A 22,390-nucleotide genomic window follows, 5' to 3' on the forward strand; every position below is an offset into this window, starting at 1 on the left:
CAAGGATGAATAATGCGGGTTGGGTGTAGAGAGTTTGAGAGAGTAATTCGTTAAAATTTTGGTTATTTTTTTGCAAAAATAAGGGCTGTAAATCTAAATCTGAGTTAGCTAATAATAATTCACAGCATTTATTTATTGTTTCTCTAAATAAGGGGGCAGTATGATATAGTTGAAAGCCCATTTGTGGATATTGTGAACCTTGTCCGGTGAAGAGGAAGGCAATTTTTGGGCGAGATTGATATTTTACTCTATTTGTAAATATATTTGCTGTTGCTTCACTATTAATGAAACAATTTAGTTTTTCTTGGGCTGTGGTGAGGGAATCTGCAATAATAGCTAAACGATATTCTAATTGACTTCTCCCAGTATTGGCACTATAACAAATATCTGCCCAGTCATGATCCTGGAGATGGTTAATATAGTTTTTTGCTAGTTGTTGTAATGCTGTCTCAGTTTTAGCTGATAAAGTTAAAATCTGTAGAGGACGTTCTATATTATTTTCTTTTTCTTGATTCGGAATTTCTGTATATTCTAAAATAACATGGGCGTTAGTTCCACTAAAGCCAAAGGAACTTACCCCAGCTATTTTTTTACCATGCCAAGGTGTGCAAGTGGTGGGAATTTGAATTGGGAACTGTTCCCAAGGAATATGGGGGTTTGGTTGTTGAAAATGCAAATGAGGGGGAATTTCTCCATATTTCAACGCCAGTACGACTTTGATTAACCCGGCTATTCCCGCAGCTGCTTCTAAATGTCCGATGTTGGTTTTGAGTGAACCTACTAATAAAGGCGATTTTTGATGACTTTCGCTAAATACAGCCCCTAATGCGCCAATTTCAATGGGATCTCCCAAGGCTGTACCTGTTCCATGTGCTTCTATGTAAATAATATCACTAGGTTGTAATGTCGCATTTTTTAATGCTTGTCTGATGACTGCCTGTTGTGCGGGACCGTTGGGAACTGTTAAGCCGCTACTGCGCCCATCTTGGTTGACGGCACTACCCCGAATTACTGCTAGGATAGGATGTTTTGCGGCTAGGGCATCGCTAAGTTTTTGCAGAATGATTACGCCGCAGCCTTCACTCCGCACGAAGCCATCTGCTTTAGCATCAAAGGTTTTACATTTTCCATCTGCTGCTAACATCCGGGCTTGGGAAAAGTTGATGGTGAATTCTGGGGATAGGATGCGATTTACACCACCGACTACAGCGAGTTGACATTCTCCCTGGCGCAGACTTTGACAGGCGAGATGTACGGCGACTAGGGAGGAGGAACAGGCGGTATCTACTGCTAAGGAGGGTCCGGTAAATCCTAAGATGTAAGATATACGACCAGATGCTGTACTGTGGGAATTACCTGTTGCTAAGTAGGCATCAATGTCTGTAATGGGACGTTGCAATAAGTGGGTGGAGTAATCGTTACTACTGATGCCAATAAAAACTCCTGTTTGACTACCTATAAGTTGTTCGGGTAATATGCCTGTGTTTTCTAAGGCTTCCCAAGTGATTTCTAATAATAGCCTTTGTTGGGGATCTAGAGATATGGCTTCTCGCGGTGCTATGTTGAAAAAGTCTGCGTCAAATTCTTGGAGGTGTCCAATAAAACCGCCGTAACGGGTGGACATTTTTCCAAGGGTGCTGGGATTGTTGTGGTAAAAGGAGTTGACGTTCCAGCGATCGCTCCAAACTTCGGTAATTCCATCATGTCCGTTGCGTAATAATTGCCACAATTTTTCGGGAGTATCTGCACCACCAGGGAAGCGACAGCCCATTCCTACTATGGCTATGGGTTCGGTTTGAGTTTTGAGTTGGCCTTTCAAGTCTTGGATTTGCTTGAGGGCGTTTTGCATTAAGGTGCGGTAGTCTTGTGTCATGTGTTTTTTTTAACGCAGAGGGGCGCGGAGGTTAGTTGAGTTGTTGGAGTTCTTGGGCTAGTAGTTCGGCGATTTCTGCTGTGGAGGGTTCTGGGGTTTGTTGTAGTTCGTTGTTGAGGTGGTGGGCTAATGTTTGTATGTTGGGATAGTCGAAGGCTATTGTTGAGGGGAGGGTGATTTTGAGGTCGGTTTGGAGGCGATTTTTGAGTTCAATGGCTGTGAGTGAGTCCATTCCTAAGTCGAAAAATCCGGTTTGTGGGTTAATTGCATTGGGTGCAAAACCTAAGATTTTTGCTATTTGTTCACGGATATAGGTTTCTATTAGTTCGTAACCTGCTGTTTTGTCTAGTTGAGATAGTTTTTTGAGTAAATCTGTTTTGGGGGGTGGTGTTTCGCTGATTTCTGGGTTGTTGGCTGGATAAAAATTCTCGAAAAATGGTGAGTTAATGGCAAATTTTTGCCAGTTAATGGGTATAACTCCTATTTGGGTGAGGGGTTGTGTCATCAGATGTTGTAAAATTTGGATACCATCTGATGGTGCGATCGCATCAATTCCTTTTTGCTGCATTTGGCTGGTGGCTTGGATAGCTGAACCAATTTCTGACCAAATTCCCCAGTTAATACTTAGTGCGGGTAAGCCTTGGGTTTGTCGATAATGGGCTAGGGTATCTAGGAAGGTATTTGCAGCCACGTGGTTTGCTTGTCCCGGTGAACCGAATAAGGCGGTGGCTGAGGAGAAAAGGACGAAGAAATCTAGGGGTTGATGTTGGGTTAATGTATGCAAATTCCAAGCACCCATAACTTTCGCCGTCATCACTCGTTGAAAGCGTTCCCAGTTCATTTGTAACAGCGTCCCATCATCTAATACTCCCGCCGCATGAATGATTCCAGCTAGGGGATATGCAGATTTGGCGATTTCTGTCAAGATGTTGTTTAATGTTGCTTTTTGGGATACATCTATTTGTGCGATCGCAATTCTCACTCCAATAGCTTCTAATTTCTGAATCCTTGACACTGCATCAGATGTAGGTGCATTGCGTCCCAGTAAGAGGAGATGATTTGCACCCATTTTTACCAGCCATTCCGCCACTAGTAAACCTAAACCACCCAAACCACCAGTAATTAAATAAGTACAATTCTTTTTCAGAGGATATAGAGAAGTAGAGTTATTTAATTTTGAATTGATTACGACTTTTCCAGTATGCTTACCCTGTTGCATATATCGAAAAGCATCTACTATTTCAGTAATGGGAAATACTTTTGCAGCTAGAGGTTGTAAGCGATGTTGCTCAAATTCCTGCACCAATTGCTGTAAAATACTCTGTACAAGTTCCGGTTGCTGGTGGCAAAAATCCACTAAATCTACCAAAAAATAACTTGCATCTGGTTTAACTTGTTGTACCTGTTCCTGCGTCCACACATCAATTTTGCCAATTTCCACAAACCTTCCTTGGGGTTTGAGAATAGCTAAACTCTCAGTGATAAAATCTCCACTTAGAGAATTGAGGATAATATCTACACCTTCTCCTTGAGTTTGGGCGAGAATTTCCTCAGCAAAATCTAAGGTGCGAGAGTTGAAAATCTGCTTTACGCCTAAGTTTCGCAGCGTTTCCCACTTCTGGGAACTGGCGGTAGCAAATATTTCTGCCCCTGCTAGTTGGGCTATTTGGATGGCTGCTTGTCCGACACCACCCGCAGCTGCATGGATAAGAATTTTGTCACCAGGGCGAATTTTGGCTAAGTGATGCAAGGTGTAAAAGGCGGTGAGAAAGGCGGCGGGAATGGTTGCGCCATCAATTATACTTAAATTTGGGGGTAGGGGGATTGCGATCGCTTCCTTCACGGTGACATACTGGCTAAAACTTCCACTGGCTAAGGCCATAACTCTTTGTCCGACTTGTAGGTGTTTTACCCCTGTACCAATGGCTACTATTTCCCCAACGCACTCACAGCCTAACATTCCGGGTTCACCTGGGTACAAGTCTAAGGCGTTTAAAACATCGCGGAAGTTTAAGCCTGTTGCTTGAATGCAGATTTCTATTTCTCCTGGTTCTGGGGAAGGGCGGTTTACTGTTTGGAAGGAGAGGTTTTCTAATGTTCCTCTTTGTTTGATGGTTAAACGCTGATTTTCACGCAGAGGAGTTTGAGTGAGTCTTGCAGCATATCGGGTTTGATTACGCCAAGCAATTTCTGTTTCTGGGGAATTTGTGAGGAGTTCTTTGAGGATAATATCTGTTTGTTCTGTGGGGGTACAGATTGGATCTAGGTCTAAACAGCGATAGTTTAATTCTGGATGTTCTAACTGTATTACTTTCCTGATTCCCCACAATGATGCGGCTGCAAGTCCTTTTATTGAAGCATCTTTTCCTGTATTTACTGCTCCTTGAGTTACTAGCCACAATTGCGCTAATTGCTGATACTCTACGTTATTATGTAACCAATACAACAGACTTTCGCAGAGTATCTGTTGTGTTTCCATTAATTGTTCTGTGGTTAATTCATCTGGGAGGGGTACATCTAAACCCCAGAGGTTAATTAGGTGTGATGCTGGCGTGGGAAGGGTGGGAAGTTCTGAGTCAGCAAAAATTAACTCACAAGTTGCACCTTGGCCTTGGAGATGAGTAGCAATTTTTTGTCCTACTCCCTGTTTATCTGCTAATATTAGCCATGTATCTGGTTTAATTGGAGCTTGTGCCACAATTAGCGCCTGATTTCCGATAATTTCATTTAATAGAGTGGGAGATTCAAAACCCTCTTGTGTGAGTAAGTTCTGCCATTGTGTACTGGAAATGAGGGGATGATGGGGACGTAAGCCATAGTCTTGGAAACGCCACCAGCCTTCAGTTAACCCAAATATTAAGTCTAGCCACCAGACAGTCTGCACTCCTTCTAGTAAAAACAGTAAGCCGTCTCTTGACAATAACCGCTTAATATGTATGACAGTTTTCTGTAAATCTTGGGTGGCGTGGAGAACGTTGGCAGCTATGATCATATCAAAGCTGTTTTCTGTGAAGCCTTGAGCAGAGGGTGATTTTTCTACATCAAATATCTGGTATCGCACACAGGAATAATCTGGGAATTGTTGCTGTGCTTTGCTGAGGAATAATGGTGAAACGTCGGTGAAGTAATATTCAATTTCTCTTTGCGCCAATTCCGGTAACAGATGTGCTGTAGTTCCCCCTGTTCCCGCACCTATTTCTAGAATTCGTAGGGGTTTTTCTGGTGGTATTTCGGCTATGGCTGTGATTATAGCTTGTTTTACCAAATTATTCATCATTTGAGCAATGGGTGAATTTTGGTAAAGTTGCGTTAAGTCGCTCAAGTCTCCACCTGGAAACAATAACTCTAATGAATCGGTTTTTCCCAGCAAAACTTCTGCTAAATTGCTAGTACAGCGTTGGAGTAGATTTAATTCTGATGTGGCGTTGGGATATCTTTGACGCAACTGGGGAAAAACTGAAGCAGTTGTTATGCTGGGTGGTGTTTTGATAACTCGCAATTTTTCTCCTTGGGGTTGTAATATTCCTTCCTTTTGGAGAATCTGTAATAAATGCTGATATAATTTTTTATATTGGCTTGCTATACTCATTTTCTGCATTGTTTCTGTTGCAGAGAATTCCTCACCAACTGTTAATGGTAGTTGCAATTTTTGAAATGTCTGTAATATACAGTCAAAACTCAAGTTTTCTAGTTGGGATGATAAAGATATATAGTTTTGTAAATCTGACTGCTGTAATAGTTGTAATTTTGAGTTACTAATTGCGGTGGGAGTGAGTAAGGGATGGCTAAGAATTGGTTCTGCTTGCCATTCAATACTATATAACCAATCATGCCAGTTGTTTAATTGTCTGACTGGTTGAATTTGTAAGCCGTTGATGATTGCAATTAATTTACCATCTGGATGGAAGATTTGAATATCAGCAATATAATCAGATGTTTCTCGTAGTTTTACATGACTCCAGATGTCAGAGAATGTTTGGTTTTCGCCATACCAATACACTTTTTCTATGGCTACAGGGAGGTAAGCTGTAGGTGGTTGGAAGTCGAGTAAAATTGCTCCCATTACCTGTAAACAAGCATCTAATAATATCGGATGAATTTGATAGGGGTAAATATCAATTTCTGGAGATAGTTTGATTTGTCCTAATGCTTGTTTTTTACCTCGCCACAGTTGTTGAATGGCTTGAAAGGATTTTCCATATTCTATTCCTACTTGTTTGCAGGTTTGGTAGTAGGTATTTACGTTAATTTCTTGGTTGCAAGTTTTTTGGATTTGGGTAATATCTGGAGGGGGTGAGGATGGGGGTGATGTTTGGATGATTGCGGTGGCGTGGGTTTTTGCACGCAGAGGTGCAGAGGCGCAAAGGGAAGAAGAATGGAAGGAGAGGATTTCTATTTGGTAGGTTTGGTTTTCTAAGGGGGTGAGAGTTATTTGTAGGGTGATATCTGTGATTTTTGGTAAGGGTAAGGCTTGGAGAATTTCGAGATTTTGAATGTGGTAGGAGTGAGATTTAAATATTTTTTCTGCGGCTGCAATTGCTATTTCTACATAACCCGCAGCCGGCATGATTATTTTACCAAGAATTTGATGTTGGGGTAAGTATTCTGGGTAATTTTGAGAAATTTGATTTTGGAAATATATGTTTTCTGATTTCGCTATTTGTAATTTCTCTCCTAATAATGGGTGGAAGTTAGATGTATGGGTTGGTTTGGCTGAGTTGAGGTTTTCTACCCAATATCTCTGGCGTTGAAATGAGTAGGTTGGTAAATTTACTCTTTGATTTTGTTCATCTCCGTTGACGTTTTCCCAGTTGATATCTCCACCTTGCATATATAATGATGCTAGGCTGGATAATATTGTTTCCACATCATTTTGTCCTGGGCGTAAACTGGGCAACCAGGAATATTTTTCGGCTGAGTTTAAACAGGTTTGACCTATACTCAGTAAGGTGGGTTTTGCCCCAATTTCTAGGAAGATTTCGCAGTTTTCTGTGGCTAATGTTTCCATTCCTCGCGCAAATTGTACAGGTTGCATAATATGCTGACACCAATACTCGGCGTGAGCTATTTCTGTATTAATGATTTTACCTGTGATGTTGGAAATTATTGGGGTTTTGGGGGGATGAAATGTAATACTTTTAGCAACTTCTCTAAATTCTCCTACCATTGACTCCATTAAGGGAGAATGAAAGGCATGGGAAACTGACAAGGGAGTAATTTTAATTCCCTGATTTGGGAGGATTTCTGCAAGTTCGTCAATTGCGCTTTGTTCACCAGAAATAACTGTATTGTTTGGGGCGTTGATGGCGGCTATGGTAACTTTTGGCGAATATGATTGAATATATTTAGCTATTTCTGTAACTGATCCTGCAACAGCTAACATTTTTCCCTTTTCAGGCAATTTTTGCATCAAATTGGCGCGGTTAGCAATTAATTTCAGTGCGTCTGGTAAATTGAACACACCTGCAATACAAGCTGCTACATATTCCCCAACGCTATGTCCCATGAGGAAGTCTGGTGTAATTCCCCAGTGTCGCCACAGTTGAGCTATGGCGTATTCTAAAACAAATAATGCTGGTTGGGTGTAAATAGTTTGGGAAAGTAATTGCTGGTTTGCCTTGTCCGCAAATAAAATTGAATGCAAATCTATGTCTAAGTGGGGATGCAATAATTCACAACATTTATCGATTTGTTGGCGAAAATAAACTTGGGTTTGGTAGAGTTCTCTACCCATGTTCAGGTATTGTGAACCTTGTCCGGTGAACAGAAAAGCAATTTTGGGCAGATGGGGGATAACTACTTGACTAGAAAGTATTTTTGGGGTAGATTCTGAGTAATTAAATAATTTTTCATAAGCTGTACTATAAGAATTGGCGGGTATCGCTAAACGGTAAGGGAAGTGCGATCGCCCCACGTTGGAAGTAAAGCAAATATCAGCGAAGTTAGTATCTGAACGGGAATCAAAGTATTTAATGTATTCTCCTACAAGTTCCCGCAGTGCTTGGGGTGTTTTAGCGGAGATAGTCAGCAGATGGTATTGTTCTGCCCTCTGGGGAAGTTGAGGAAGGGTAAAATCTTCTAAAACCAGATGCACATTTGTCCCACTCATTCCGAAGGAACTAATACCGGCGATGCGTTTACCGTTTTCACTTTGCCAAGGAGTTAACTGGGTAGGAACGGTGACAGGTAATTTCTGCCAAGGAATATAGGGGTTTGGTTGTTGTAAGTTGACATGGGCTGGAATTTGCTGCTTTTGCAATGCTAAGATTACCTTAATTAACCCTGCTACACCGGCTGCACCTTCTAAATGTCCAATGTTGGTTTTCACAGAACCAATGGACAAGGGTTGATTTTGACTTCTACCTTCACCCAGTACGTTAGCTAGTGCTAAAACTTCGATGGGGTCGCCGATAACTGTACCTGTGCCGTGGAGTTCACTATACTGGACTTGCTGCGGTTCTACCTGGGCGTTTTCCAACGCTTGGCGAATTACAGCTGCTTGGGCTGTACCGTTGGGGGCTGTTAAACCATTGCTGCTACCGTCGTGATTGACTGCGGAACCACGAATCACCGCTAAAATGGGATCATGGTTAGCGATCGCATCTCGCAATTTTTTCAACACCATAATACCACATCCCTCACCTCGTCCGTAACCGTCAGCCGCCGCATCTAAGGTTTTACAACGTCCATCCACTGCTAAGGCTTTCAATTTACAAAAGCCAATCATTGGTTCTGGGGCTAAAATTAAGTTGACTCCTCCCGCCAAAGCCATGTCTGATTCACCATTGCGGAGACTTTGACAGGCTAAATGTACCCCCAGCAAGGAAGAAGAACAGGTGGTATCTAGTTGCATCACCGTACCTTGTAACCCTAACACGTAGGCAATGCGTCCGGCGGCGATACTGCGAGTGTTACCTAAACTGCTAAAAGCATCTATGCGGCTAGATGGGGAGGCGCTATATTTGGCGTAGTCATCAAAACACAGTCCTATATATATAGATGTCTTACTACCTTTGAGTTTTTGGGTTGATTGTCCGGCGCGTTCTAAGGCTTCGTGACTGACTTCTAATAATAGCCGTTGTTGGGGGTCCATTGCTACGGCTTCACGGGGGGAAATTCCAAAAAATTCAGCGTCAAATTCTTCTACTCGGTCGATAAAATGACCGTAGCGAGTGTACATTTTTCCCGGAGTATCAGGATTTTCATCGTAGTAGTTCGCTATATCCCAACGTGGGGAGGGAATTTCACTAACTGTATTAACTCCATCTCGCAACAATTGCCAAAATGCTTCGGGGTTATTTGCACCACCAGGAAAACGGCAAGCCATGCCAATTATAGCAATGGGTGCTGTTTTTTGTGTTTCTAAGGTTGTGATTTCGGCTCGCAGGTGTCGCATTTCTAGGAGTGCGTCTTTGAGCAATGTTTGGTAGTTGTCTTTCATAGGAGTTTTTTTAACGCAAAGTACCCGGAGGGAATTATTTATTTTGAGGTTTTCGGTGACGAGCGATCGCTATTTCTTGGCTTAGTAGTTGTGCTATATCTATGGTGGATAAGTTGTCAAAGTTGTTTGACTCGGTGGTGGTGAGTTGTTCTAGGTGGGTGGCTAGGGCAGTAATTGTGGGGAAGTTCCACGCTATGGTTGCCTCTAAGGGTTGGGATATATTTAACCATTGTTGCAAGTCTTGGGTTAATTCTACGGCGGTGATGGAATCTATACCGTAGTCGGCGAAGGCTTTATTGGTATCTATGGCGGAAGTTGATATGTGCAGTTTTTCAGCTATCCACGTTTTTAACCAAGTGCTGATTTGGGAGACGGATGTATTTTGGGTTGGGAAATCTGCGGTTTGGGGGTGGGAGTCCCAAGTTTTTGCTGCTGTCTGGCAATTCTCTCCGGACTGACGCAATAATTCATCTAGTTGCTGTTCTTCTCCGGCTAAGTTTTGTTCAATATCACCGATGCTTTGTGTATATTGATGGAGGTGATTTTCTAGGTTTTGGGAATTGAGATATAGTAAGTTGTCAGGATTAAATGTCAGGATTTGCTGGAGTTGTTGATGAAACCGATTTTTTACCCAAGCAATTGCTGATTGATCATCTAATACTGCCCAGAGTATGGCTTCTGTTGTCAGTTGTCCTAGTTGATGGTATATCCAACGTTGGAATTTAATGTTAGAGTGATTACGGAGGCGATCGCTAATTTGCTCTACAGCATCAGCTAACTTTTGTCCAACTTCCACAGCACCCAAAGTTTGACAGAGAAAATTTTGTAGAGTCTGTCCTTGTTTGAGAACACGCGCACCCAAAAAGCCGCATAATGTTTCTGTTGGTCCTTCAAATATCCTTAAAATTCGCGCATCTCGCAAAATTTGTGGTGCAATATTACTTTCTATATAACCCCGTCCCCCCAAAGTTTGTACCAGTAAATCTGCTGCTTGCCAATAAAATTCAGGGGCAGAAATTTTACACGCTGTATATACTTCGGCGGGAATATTATCACCTGCGTCGAGTAATTTTCCTACCCGCATCACCAAGCTATTGACGGCAGTAATGGCATTTGTTAATTCTTGGAGACGATATAAAACCACAGGATGATCCAGTAATTTACCTGTAGCAATTTGTCGCCGTCCACTATAACGCCACATTAATTGTACACAACGTTGCATCCCACCCACACAAGCAGCTGCGATCGCTAACCTGCCATACATCATCGCATCTTGAGCAACATTCATCCCTGCCCCAACTTCACCCAATAATTCCGCAGATGTCACCGGAATATCTTCCAAATAAACAGTATTTTGCACCATTCCCCGCATTCCCATCGTTAGCGCTTCCGCACCTTGACGTAAACCAGGAGTACCCCGACGCACCACAAAGCCGCTAATTCCCGACTCATGTTTAACAAACACATTAATCACACCAGCCCAAGCAGCCGAACCACTCCAAATCTTTTCACCCCGCAATCGCCAACCATCACCATCACTAATGGCCTGAGATTGGATAGCTTGAGGATTAGCACCAGCACCCGTTTCCGTCAGTGCAAAAGCCGCCAATTCCCGTCCTGTAGCCAGAATAGGTAAAAGTTCCGCCTTTAAAGACTCACTCCCAGACAATAATATCGGACGCACCCCCAACACATTATTCAACCCCACAAATAAAGCCAAAGTCGGATCAATCGCCCCAAGCTGTTGTATAATCCTGATGGTGTCCGTATATCCCAAACCCAAACCACCATAACAACAAGGAACCTGCATCCCCAACAAACCCTTATTGCCAAAATCCAAAACAATATGGGGTGAAATACAACGCCGTTCATCCATCAACCGCGAATTAATATGATCACGAGCATAAACCCGTAACCACTCAATCAAACCATCTACCACCTTCTCTTCTTTGCGCCTCTGCGCCTTGGCGTGAGACAACTCCCACCGACAAACCACATCCAAACCCGAACTCAAAAACCCATCCCGACAAGCAAAACGCTGCACCTTTCCACTAGAAGTCTTAGGAATACTACTAGGTTTGAGCAAACATATCCCATCCACCTGCAAACCAAACTCACGAGAAATAGCAGCCCGAATTGCTGTAATGATTTCATCTTTATCCAGTGTACGCCAGCCATTACGCTCCACCTCCTGAACGACAACTAGCCGTTCTTCCCCGGAGACTTCCACACTAAAAGCCGCACCCCAGTAAGCACTCAAAGCTGGATGACTTTGGGCAACAGTCGCTTCAATATCATGGGGGTAATAATTCTGCCCTCTGATTATAATAACATCTTTGATCCTGCCCGTGACAAATAATTCCCCAGAACGTAAATAACCCAAATCTCCTGTGCGTAAAAAACCACCTTCTCCCGAAGCTAAGGAGGCGTGAAAACTGGCTGCGGTTTCCTGAAAACGTTGCCAATAACCTTGAGCCACACTCTCACCTTTGACCCAAATTTCTCCCTCTTCCCCGACTGCACAAGGTTGCCGAGATTCTGGATTAACTATAACTAGAGTTTGGTCATGACTGGGAATACCGCAACTAACTAAACCTTGAGCAGTATGATTTAATTCTAAATTTTTCTGATTTTTACCACTAACAAACAAAGTTGCTTCCGCTAAACCATAGCAAGGATAAAAAGCGGCTCGTCGAAATCCATAAGGTGCAAAAACTGTAGCAAATCTTTCTAATGTATCTTGGCGAATTGGTTCTGCACCCGTAAATGCTAAATCCCAACTACTCAAATCCAAATCTGGGCATTCCTCTAGACGAATCTTGCGGACACACATCTCGTAGGCAAAATTAGGAGCGCCGCTAGTGGTAGCATGAGTTTGAGAAATTGCTTGCAACCAACGAAGCGGTTTTTGCAGAAAAGCTACAGGAGACATGAGTGTAACTGGAAAACCACCATATAACGGCTGTAAGATTCCCCCCATCAAACCCATATCATGATATGGTGGCAACCATATCACACCTTTGCTGTGTGATGAATGCCCAAAGCGTTGATATATTTGTGCCAAGTTATGCAATAAATTACCATGACTGAGCATCACTCCCTTGGGTGTGCCAGTGGAACCGGAAGTATATTGTAGTAAAGCTAGACTATCTTTTGTCAATTCAGGAGTTTGCCAAGCCTCACCTACAGATAAAATCATCCTATCTGTGGCAATTTTATTTAACCCTGCTATGACTGTATTTTTAGCTACCTCTTGTAATAAATCATTTAAGGATACGGTGGTCAATATGCCCTTAACTTCAGCATCTTGGGTAATTGCTAATAGCCTAGTCATGTTTTGATTGCGACGCGGTGGATAAACTGGCACTGCTACCACACCTGCATAAAAGCAACCCATAATTGCCGCAATTAATTCTAAGCCTGGCGAATACATTAATAATACCCGTTCTCCCTGCCAGTGCATCGCCTGTAAATGCGCCGCTATTGTGCGTGCTTTTTGGTCTAACTCCGCGTAAGTAAGATTTTCCTGTTTGCCATCTTGCAAAAAAGAAAAGCCGACAGAGTTACCTCTTTGTTGTGTCCATTTGAGTAACACATCTACAAGGGTTACAGCTTGGTGTGTTTCTGTTGAGAATATTTCTCGTTGGCAATTAATCATTCTGCACTAATTCGCCTTGGGGAATAAAATTAGCTAAAAGGGTTTGTGAAAAATTTGCACTTTTTAACTGCGCTTCTGGGCAGTCTAATTATTTAGAGACTTTGGTTAACAGTAATTCCAATGGATTTGAGTATAACTGATTATTGATGATTTTGCTAGAAGTTGATACAGGGATTTTTTCTTTCAGGGCTAACACAAAATTATGAAAAAACATATTCTACGAAGTGTGCTTTTCTAGGCATAAGCTCCGCTTTAAGCGAAGCGTCTCCCCTTGGGAGAAGTAAAGAGGGTTTTCCCAGAGTTTTTGCGTAAGTCCTAATTTTTGTTAAAACCCGAAAAAATTAACTGTCCATACAATTAAAGTAGTTATTTATTTTTAGATAAATTGTATTCAAATTTACATATATTTTAGCACAAGCACTGTAAATACTGGCTATTTTTTTGTTAAAGATGGACTGAACTAAGTAGAGCAGCAGGAATAATTCAATGTTTGTAGTAAGGACTTCAGTCCTTATTTGAGGGCTGTAGCCCTCACTACGAAACAATCTCAATATTTTTACATTACTTAATCTACTTTGACTTATTCTCGCCTACTTACTTAATAAAAACATAATTTTTTTAGAATTCAACCTCTCTCATTTAATGTATGTTATTTTTAATAAAGATTCTCAATAATTTTACGGTAATATGCGGTATTATTAATTTTAGTTTGAATGATCAAGTTTACCGTTTAACCTTTTCGGTCAATCAATTTGCATCATCATAGGACTCCTATTTGAATTTTATTCCCTATTCCCTGTTCTCTATGGCTACGCCACGCAAGCAACAGAAACCAAACCGGATTCCTATAAATTATTTGTTTTAAACATTAGACCCATCATCAACTTGATTTTGCAATGAATGATTCTTGTTTAGAAAAGTTGTCTGAGCAAACCATCACTGCGCCAGAGTTGATATCTCTGTTAGCAGGTTATCAGATGTTGCCTCAGATTTATCGTGAGTTGTTAATTGATCAAGCAATCACCTGTATTGAATGTAGCCCAGAAGAGGTAGAACAAGCACAACAGGAATTTTATACTGCCCATAGTCTTACTAATCCCCAACAGATAGAAAACTGGCTCAAGTTAAATCATATTGCCCCAGCGCAACTACAGGGAATAGCAACCAGAAAATTGCGGCTGGAAAAATATAAACTGGCGACTTGGGGACATAAATTAGAGTCTTATTTTCTCACGCAGAAATCCCAACTGGATCAGGTAACTTATTCTCTGCTGCGAACTCGTGACATGGCGATCGCTCAGGAGTTATACTTCCGGATTAAAGCCAAAGAACAAAGCTTTGCTGACATCGCCCGTAAATATTCCCAAGGGCCAGAAGCCCAAACAGGGGGATTAATTGGACCAATGCCTCTGAGTCAACCCCACCCCCAATTAGCAGCCAAACTCCGGGCTAGTCAACCAGGACAAATCATGCCTCCCATGCGTTTAGGAGAATGGGTTGTCATTGTCAGGTTAGAACAGATGATTTACGCCAAACTGGATGATTCTACTAGAAAAAAATTGCTCAATGATTTATTTCAGCAATGGCTACAAGAATCCTTACAAAAAACCCTCAATCAAGCTTCAGCAAAACTCACTCCGTCTTCCTTTGCGTGAATCTCTGCGCTACTTGGCGTTAAAAAATTAAACCCTGGGACACTCCCCTGTATCTTAAATCATCAGTCTTTCCCCAGACCGAATATGACTACTTATACACCTGCTATTTCCCAGTTTTTCAAGACAACACCACCCTTCAACCTCCTATCCACTTCGGCCCTTGAGCAACTGACACAAAAAGCACAGCTATTGCGTTACCGTATGGGACACACAATCGTTGTCAAAGAAACAATGCCTGCTCATGTGGCAATTCTTTACGAAGGACAAGCCCGCCTGATTGGATATACTGATAATTCCCCCGTACCGGACACTTTAGAATTACTCCAGCCAGGGGCAATTCTGGGTTGGGTAAGTTTATTGCGGGGAGTTGCTTGTGAAACGGCGATCGCTTCGATAGAATCAGTATGTATAACTATTCCCTCTGTTGATTTTCGGACATTGCTGGAAAAAGAACCAGCCTTTCAGGAAGCGCTAACAAAACGCTGCGCTACCCCAGAATTATTTGAATTATTAAGTTTAGAAATTCAGCGTCGTGCCTTGGGAGAAGTAGACGTTGCCGCCTTAGTCTCGGAAATTCTCCCCCAAACCATTGTTTTTAACGCACCCAAAGGGAAAACACCTCTAAGTCAACTAGATCCCCATCGGCTTTGGTTGTTAAGTAGCGGTAATACTAACTTTGCCATAGGCGATCGCTTAGAACCATCCCCAGACAAACAAATCCTCAAAGTAGAAAGCGGCACAGCCCGGTTAGTAGGGATTCCCCCAGTATCATTTCAACCCACCCCGATTACACCCGCAGTTATAGTTACAGAACCAGAAACAGAGGATATTCCCTACGCCTCAGAACAACCCCCAGCCCTAGAACCTAGCAAAGCTGAACGCATTAAATATCCTTACGTCAGTGGAAATGGCGTATTAAATGAAACCTTGGCTTGCTTCCAAATGTTGAGCCAATATTGGGATATGCCCTTTCGCCGGGATGTCGTCCGTAGAGTTCTGCACAATCAGCAACAAAGATTAGGTAGCGTTTCCTTACAATTATGCGGTTCCTTAGCAGAAATGTTAGGTTTACGGGCGCAACTAGCAATGGTTCCTGCCGTCGCCATCAGTCGCTTACAAACCCCGGTGATGTTGCAATGGCAAAATAGTTTTGCTGTGCTTTACCAAGCTACTGAAAAGGAACTGGTGTTAGCTGTACCAGGAAAAGGCATACAAAGGCACAAAACTCCAGAATTTATCGCCACTTGGGGACAGGAAGGAGAAATTCTGCTGCTACAACAAACCCAGCAAACTCCCCGTAAACGCTTTGGTTTAAGTTGGTTTTTGCCTTTTGTTGCCCAGTATCGCCGAGTTTTGAGTGAGGTTTTAATTTCTTCCTTCTTTGTCCAGTTGTTCGGCTTGGCGAACCCTTTGATTACCCAGGTAATTATTGATAAAGTATTAATTCAAAACTCACCCGCAACGTTGAATGTTTTAGGGACTTTATTAGTTGTTACAGCAGTATTTGAAGCAATTCTGACTACTCTGAGAACAAATTTATTTGTAGAAACTACCAACCGCATTGACATGGCACTGGGGTCAGAAGTTATTGACCACCTGCTGCGTCTACCTCTAGGTTACTTTGAAAAGCGTCCTGTGGGTGAACTCTCAACTCGGATTAATGAGTTAGAGAATATTCGGCAATTTCTCACTGGTACAGCTTTAACAGTGGTCTTAGACTCCATATTTTCCGTGATCTACATTGTAGTCATGGTTTACTACAGTTGGCTATTGACTTTGGTAGCTTTAGCCACAGTCCCATTATTTGCCCTTTTAGGCTTAATTGTCGCCCCCATCATTCGCCAACAAACCCGCAACCGCGCCGAACGCAACGCCGCTACCCAATCTTATTTGGTGGAAGTTGTTTCTGGTATTCAGACAGTCAAGGCTCAAAATATTGAACTGCGATCGCGTTGGCAATGGCAAGAGCGTTACGCTAAATATGTGGCTGACAGCTTTAAAAATGCCATCACTTCGACAACTGCGGGTTCAATTAGTAAATTTCTCAACCAGCTTTCAGGGTTATTACTGCTTTGGGTCGGAGCATTTTTAGTATTACAAGGAACCCTCACCTTGGGGCAATTAATCGCCTTCCGCATCATTGCAGGTTACACCACAAGTCCTCTACTGCGGCTAGTGCAACTGTGGCAAAACTTCCAAGAAACAGCCCTATCCTTAGAAAGATTGAGTGATATTTTAGACACGCCCCAAGAGGAAGAAGTCCGCCAAGATATTCCTTTACCAGCAATTCAAGGAGCAGTTAAATACGAGAATATCACCTTCCGCTTTACCCACAGCCCCAGCCCGCAGCTAGATAATATTAGCTTAGAAATTGCTCCTAACACATTTGTGGGCGTAGTGGGACAAAGTGGCGCGGGTAAAAGCACCCTCACCAAACTTTTAACTCGTCTGTATGACCCCGAAGCTGGACGGATTCTGATTGACGGCTACGACATCCACAAAGTTGAACTTTATTCTCTGCGGCGACAAATCGGCATGGTATTACAAGATACGCTTTTGTTTGATACCACAATTAAAGAAAATATCGCCCTCAACAACCCAGAAGCCACATCGGAAGAAATTATCGTCGCCGCCCGTGTAGCCTATGCTCATGACTTTATTATGAGCCTGCCAATGGGTTATAACACCCGTGTTGGTGAACGGGGATCAGCCCTTTCTGGAGGACAAAGACAAAGAATTGCGATCGCCCGCACCGTCCTCCAAAACCCCCAGCTACTCATTATGGATGAAGCCACCAGCGCCCTTGACTACAACAGCGAACGCCAAGTATGTCAGAACCTCCAACAAGCACTCAAAGGACGCACAGTCTTTTTCATTACCCATCGCTTAGGTACTATTCGCCACGCTGATGTCATCCTGATGATGGAAGACGGTCGAATTGCTGAAAAAGGTACTCACGACGAATTAATGGCCATGAGAGGACTTTATTACTGTTTATATCGCCAGCAAGAAGCCGTAATTGCTTGATTCCTCAGTCCTAAATCAAAATAGCACTAAAAATTTTACCTTCCCCTCCCCAAATAGGGCTGGCTGAAGAAATCTAAAAACATTACAGGTAAAGGATTTTAGCCTGTTTGAAATTGAAAAAGTGCAAGCTTTTATGAAGTGGGAACTCGAAAACCTTGCATTTAAGTTTGATTCAAAGGAAAAATTTTCCCTATAAACTCTTGAAACTGTTCACTGTTCCCTGTTCCCTGTTCCCTGTTCCCTGTTCCCTAATCTCCACAGATAACTTATTCAGCAAACCCTAAATACTATGAGTTCTCATAACGGTCGAGTCAAAACACTACCAGAAGATCATCAAATCAACCCCACACCACCAAAGACACCCAATCTTGATACTGCTTCTTTTCAACATCCCCTGATGGTCAAACAATCCTCTTTATGGTCAAGGGGGATTTTATGGACTTTGATGCTTGTATCGATAGTAGTAGTATTTTGGGCTAGTGTCGCCAAAATTGAAGAAGCGGTTCCGGCTCAAGGTAAATTAGAACCTCAAGATAATATCAATGAAGTGCAAATCCCTATTGAGGGTGTGGTCAAAGCTATTCACGTTCAAGACGGAAGCAAAGTCAAAGCAGGGGATTTACTCCTCAGTCTTGATCCTACTGTTTCCCAAGCCCAAGAGTATTATCTGCAAACAGTTCGCACAGCTTTAGAACAAGAAAATCAATTTTATCAAGCACTATTAAGTGGTAACGAAGATTCCTTTCCCACAGTATCTATTCCCACTCAATTTCTCAGCTTAACCAGAAGTCGGGCGGTATTAATTGCCGAAAATCGAATGTTCCAGGCGCAACTGGATGGTAACACCGAGGCCATGACTTTGACTGCCCAACAGCAACAAAGAGTGACATCTGAGTTGGAAGAGTTGACATCACGAGTCACAGGGGCTGAGTTAGAAATTGAGCAATTGCAAAAGCAATATAGCCAAGCAGATATTAGACTTGAAGCCAACGAAAAAAAATTAGTCGTTAATGAAAAGATTCTCCAAGATATCTCGGAATTAGCTCTAGAGGGGGGAATTTCCCGCATTCAATACCTCAACCAACAGCAGGAGGTAGATTCGATTCGTGCAGAAATTGCACAATTGCAAGCAGAAAAAATCCGGTTACAAGCCGCCATCGATCAAGCTCAAGCCAAAGTTCAAAATACCAAAGCTATTGACAGAAGAGACTTAACTACCCGCATTGGCAATAATAGCCAAAGAATCGCCGAAATTGATAGTCAATTGACAAAAGCAGTGATTGACAACAAAAAACGCATTGCCGAAATTGATAGTCAACTAAGTCAAACCAATCAGTCATTAAGATATAGTGTAGTGCGATCGCCTGTAGATGGAGTAGTCTTTGACCTCAAAGCCAACGCCCCCGGTTTTGTCGCTCAATCCACCGAACCTGTGCTGAAAATCGTTCCTCAAACCGACTTAGTAGCCAAAGTTTCCATCACCAACAAAGATATTGGCTTTATCCGAGAAGGAATGCACGTTGATGTCCGCATTGATTCCTTTCCCTATAGCGAATTTGGAGACATCAAAGGTACTTTAACTTGGATTGGTTCTGATACCCTACCCCCAACCCAACTTCAGCCATACTATACCTTCCCCGCCACAGTCACCCTTGACCAACAGTACCTCAGCAGCAAGGGACGCAAAATCCCCCTCCAGTCGGGAATGTCGTTAAACGGTAACATTAAAATTAGAAAACGTACAGTCATGAGCATCTTTACTGATTTCTTCTCCAAAACCGGAGAAAGCCTCAAATTTGTGCGCTAACGATCTCAAAAAAAATGGTAATATAGGACTCCTATTTGAATTTTGATAGCTTGCGTGGCGTAAGGCATACAAAACCCCGTATACCTTGATTCCTTCTTCCCTATTCCCTACCTGTACGAGTAAATATGGCTACGCTACGCGAACAAAAACCAAACCGGATTCCTATATTTGATGCCAGTTAATTAATTGAGAGAAAATTGTTCTCTTTTCCCAGATATAACCACATTCTTTACCTCATTTCTAAAAATACTACCCTAGCAAGTTAGGAAAAACGCTATTTATGGCATGGAATTTTTGGCAATCTTCAATTGGTGTTGCTAGTATCATCACTGTTTTAGGATCTCAGCCTGTCTGGGCTACTCCTGTACTTGTAACCGCAGTGGAACTTTATGATACAGATCAAGGCTTGGAAGTTGTTTTAAGGACTCCACCCGGAGTGTCTATAGAAACTGAGTCTATTACCGTAGACAAGACCCTAACTATCATTGTTAATAATGCTCAATTCCAATTGGAACAAGGACAATTACCTGTAATTATCGATAATCCCATTCCTGATATTGCTCAGATTGTTGTCGGACAGTCTGACCCTAACACCATTGAAATTGAAGTGACAGGGGTAAATGAAATTCCTCAAGTTGATTTACTCCAGAATGGAGAGGAATTTATTGTCAATATTCCTTTTGTCACCACCAGTCAAACCCCACCAGAAACTCCAGAACCAGAGGAACCCATAGAACTAACAGTTATAGGAGAACAAGTCCGACCAACTTATCAAGTTCCAAATTCCTCCATAGGGACTCGTACCGATACCCCAATTATTGACGTACCTCAAGCAATTCAGGTCATACCCCAACAAGTTATTCAAGACCAAGGTACACGCAGTGTTGGAGAAGTCTTGAAAAATACTAGTAGTGCCAGCACTGGCCGGACTCCTTCCCAAGCACAAGCGTTAAATCCTGTGATTCGTGGCTTTGAGTCGGGAAATATTTTACGTAACGGCTTACGAGACGAAACTCTCCGATTTACCAGTGACATTAGTAATGTCGAACGGGTAGAAATTCTCAAAGGGCCAGCTTCCGTACTCTTTGGGCGGGGTGATTTGGGTGGTGTAATTAACTTGGTCACAAAACAGCCTTTAGATAGACCCTATTATGGCTTTGAGTATCAAGTAGGTCAATTTGGGTTACATCGTCCCACAATTGATTTTTCCGGTCCTTTAGATCAAAATGGCATTGCCTATCGTTTGAATGCTGGTTATCAAACTGCTGAAAGCTTTAAGAAATTTGAAAATAGTGAATCTTTCTTTATTTCACCCATTGTCAGATTAATTAGTAACGAAAATACTACCTTAACTGCTAATCTAGAATATCTTAAATACCGCAACTTCCAAACAGCACCTGATTTACCTGCTTCGGGAACAGTTATTCCTAACCCTAATGGTAGAGTGCCACGGGACGCTAATTTAGGTGAACCATCATTGTCTGAAACTGAGACATTTGTAACTCGTTTGGGTTATCAGTTAGATCATCGTCTCAATTCTAATTGGTCGCTGAAAAGTGAACTTTCTACCTCATTTTTAGATATTCCTAAAAATACTAGCATAACTCCTATTTCTAATTCTGTGAGAGCCGATGGATTAAATAATAATGGGCGCACAGTCAGACGATTTTTGCTAGAAAATCCTACGAATTTATCTACTTTTGTCTTAAATAATAATCTCATAGGTAAATTTAAAACTGGTAGCATTGAGCATAATTTGCTATTCGGTGTAGAAGTTTCTAGAGAGCAGACGAAAGATCAAATTGATTTTAGACAAATCAGTGCTATTGATATTTTTAATCCTGTTTATCGACCTGAAAGTGTTTCTAGTTTTGTGATTCCCTTTGGCAATATTGATACTCGTAAGAATTCTGTGGGTATCTATGCTCAAGACCAAATTTCACTATCGCAAAATATTATTTTAGTTCTGGGGGGACGTTTAGATTTTTCTCACCAAAAATACGAAGATTTGCTGTCTGCCTCAGAAAGTTTTGAACGTAACGATACAGTTTTTAGCCCCCGTGTGGGAGTTGTAATTAAGCCCAGGGAAAACCTTTCACTATACGCTAGTTACAGTCAATCATTTTCACCCGTGATTGGTAGAACTAGGGTTTTAGTCAATGAACAGACGGGACAAAGTATTATTGGCGAACCCTTTGAACCAGAAAGGGGAACTCAGTACGAAATTGGTTTGAAGGCTAATTTGTTAGGCGATCGCCTTTCCACCACCCTAGCATTCTATAATTTAGAACGCACCAATGTAGCAGCCCAAGGACTCAGTGAACCCCTATCACAAATTCAAATCGGTAAGCAACGCAGCCAAGGTATAGAATTAGATGTTGCTGGTGAAATTCTCCCTGGTTGGAACATCACAGCCAGTTACGCTTATACAGATACCAAAATTCTCGAAGATAGCCGCCCTGAATTTCAAGATAAGCAATTACAAAATGTTCCTAAAAATGCTTTTGGCTTATGGAGTAGCTATGAATTCCAATCAGGAAATTTCAAAGGTTTAGGGTTAGGCTTGGGTGTGTTCACTCAGGGAGAACGTCAAGGGGACTTACGCAATACCTTTACATTACCTAGTTATTGGCGTACAGATGCCTCTATTTTTTATCGCCGGGATAAATTCCGTGCTGCTATTAACATCCAAAATTTATTTGATCAAAATTATTGGGAAGGGGCGCGGGATATTGTGCGGATAGTTCCAGGCGCGCCGTTTACTTTAACTGGTAATATTTCTTGGGAATTTTAACCAGGATATTAAAAGTGCATCATTACAAAGAAATGGTATTTTTTGGCTTTGCTGAGTGGGAATATGAATTTTTTGCACGCAGAGGCACTCCAGGCGCGGAGAGTTAGAGTTTTAGAGGTGGAATTTTTGAATTTT

The 22,390-nt window shown here is 42.1% G+C and carries 7 protein-coding genes; 4 read left to right on the forward strand and 3 right to left on the reverse strand.

The window, feature by feature from the left end; translation table 11 throughout:
* The 3 genes from VB654_RS07830 to VB654_RS07840 form a co-directional block, all read right to left on the reverse strand.
* A partial coding sequence (locus VB654_RS07830) for a type I polyketide synthase (protein ID WP_323213113.1) occupies positions 1–1,873 on the reverse strand: 1,873 nt, incomplete at its 3' end.
* A 31-nt stretch (positions 1,874–1,904) separates the two neighbouring features.
* Complete coding sequence (locus VB654_RS07835) at positions 1,905–9,314, reverse strand: SDR family NAD(P)-dependent oxidoreductase (protein WP_323213115.1); 7,410 nt, start codon at positions 9,312–9,314, stop codon at positions 1,905–1,907.
* A gap of 34 nt (positions 9,315–9,348) precedes the next feature.
* Entirely contained in the window at positions 9,349–12,972 is a 3,624-nt protein-coding gene (locus tag VB654_RS07840) for an AMP-binding protein (protein WP_323213116.1), read from the reverse strand.
* Positions 12,973–13,868: 896 nt separating this feature from the next.
* On the opposite strand from VB654_RS07840, the gene VB654_RS07845 reads away from it, so the two are divergent.
* The 4 genes from VB654_RS07845 (at position 13,869) to VB654_RS07860 (ending at position 22,255) form a co-directional block, all read left to right on the forward strand.
* Positions 13,869–14,627 carry a peptidylprolyl isomerase gene (locus tag VB654_RS07845; RefSeq protein WP_323213117.1) on the forward strand — a complete coding sequence of 253 codons (759 nt, stop codon included), beginning with the start codon at positions 13,869–13,871 and terminating at the stop codon, positions 14,625–14,627.
* 84 nt (positions 14,628–14,711) lie between these two features.
* Entirely contained in the window at positions 14,712–17,654 is a 2,943-nt protein-coding gene (locus VB654_RS07850) for a peptidase domain-containing ABC transporter (RefSeq protein ID WP_323213118.1), read from the forward strand.
* Positions 17,655–17,943: 289 nt separating this feature from the next.
* Complete coding sequence (locus VB654_RS07855; protein WP_323213119.1) at positions 17,944–19,461, forward strand: HlyD family efflux transporter periplasmic adaptor subunit; 1,518 nt, start codon at positions 17,944–17,946, stop codon at positions 19,459–19,461.
* A 280-nt stretch (positions 19,462–19,741) separates the two neighbouring features.
* Positions 19,742–22,255 (forward strand): TonB-dependent siderophore receptor, encoded by a 2,514-nt coding sequence (locus VB654_RS07860; protein ID WP_323213120.1) that lies wholly within the window; start codon positions 19,742–19,744, stop codon positions 22,253–22,255.
* Positions 22,256–22,390: the final 135 nt, after the last annotated feature.

Source organism: Nodularia sp. UHCC 0506, assembly GCF_034931045.1.
In the GTDB taxonomy this organism is placed as follows: Bacteria; Cyanobacteriota; Cyanobacteriia; order Cyanobacteriales; family Nostocaceae; genus Nodularia.

Bases quoted from the DNA above. Each gene is read 5' to 3' on its own strand.
- VB654_RS07835 (WP_323213115.1), bottom strand. From the start codon at position 9,314: ATGAAAGACAACTACCAAACATTGCTCAAAGACGCACTCCTAGAAATG.
- VB654_RS07840 (WP_323213116.1), bottom strand. From the start codon at position 12,972: ATGATTAATTGCCAACGAGAAATATTCTCAACAGAAACACACCAAGCT.
- VB654_RS07845 (WP_323213117.1), top strand. From the start codon at position 13,869: ATGAATGATTCTTGTTTAGAAAAGTTGTCTGAGCAAACCATCACTGCG.
- VB654_RS07850 (WP_323213118.1), top strand. From the start codon at position 14,712: ATGACTACTTATACACCTGCTATTTCCCAGTTTTTCAAGACAACACCA.
- VB654_RS07855 (WP_323213119.1), top strand. From the start codon at position 17,944: ATGAGTTCTCATAACGGTCGAGTCAAAACACTACCAGAAGATCATCAA.
- VB654_RS07860 (WP_323213120.1), top strand. From the start codon at position 19,742: ATGGCATGGAATTTTTGGCAATCTTCAATTGGTGTTGCTAGTATCATC.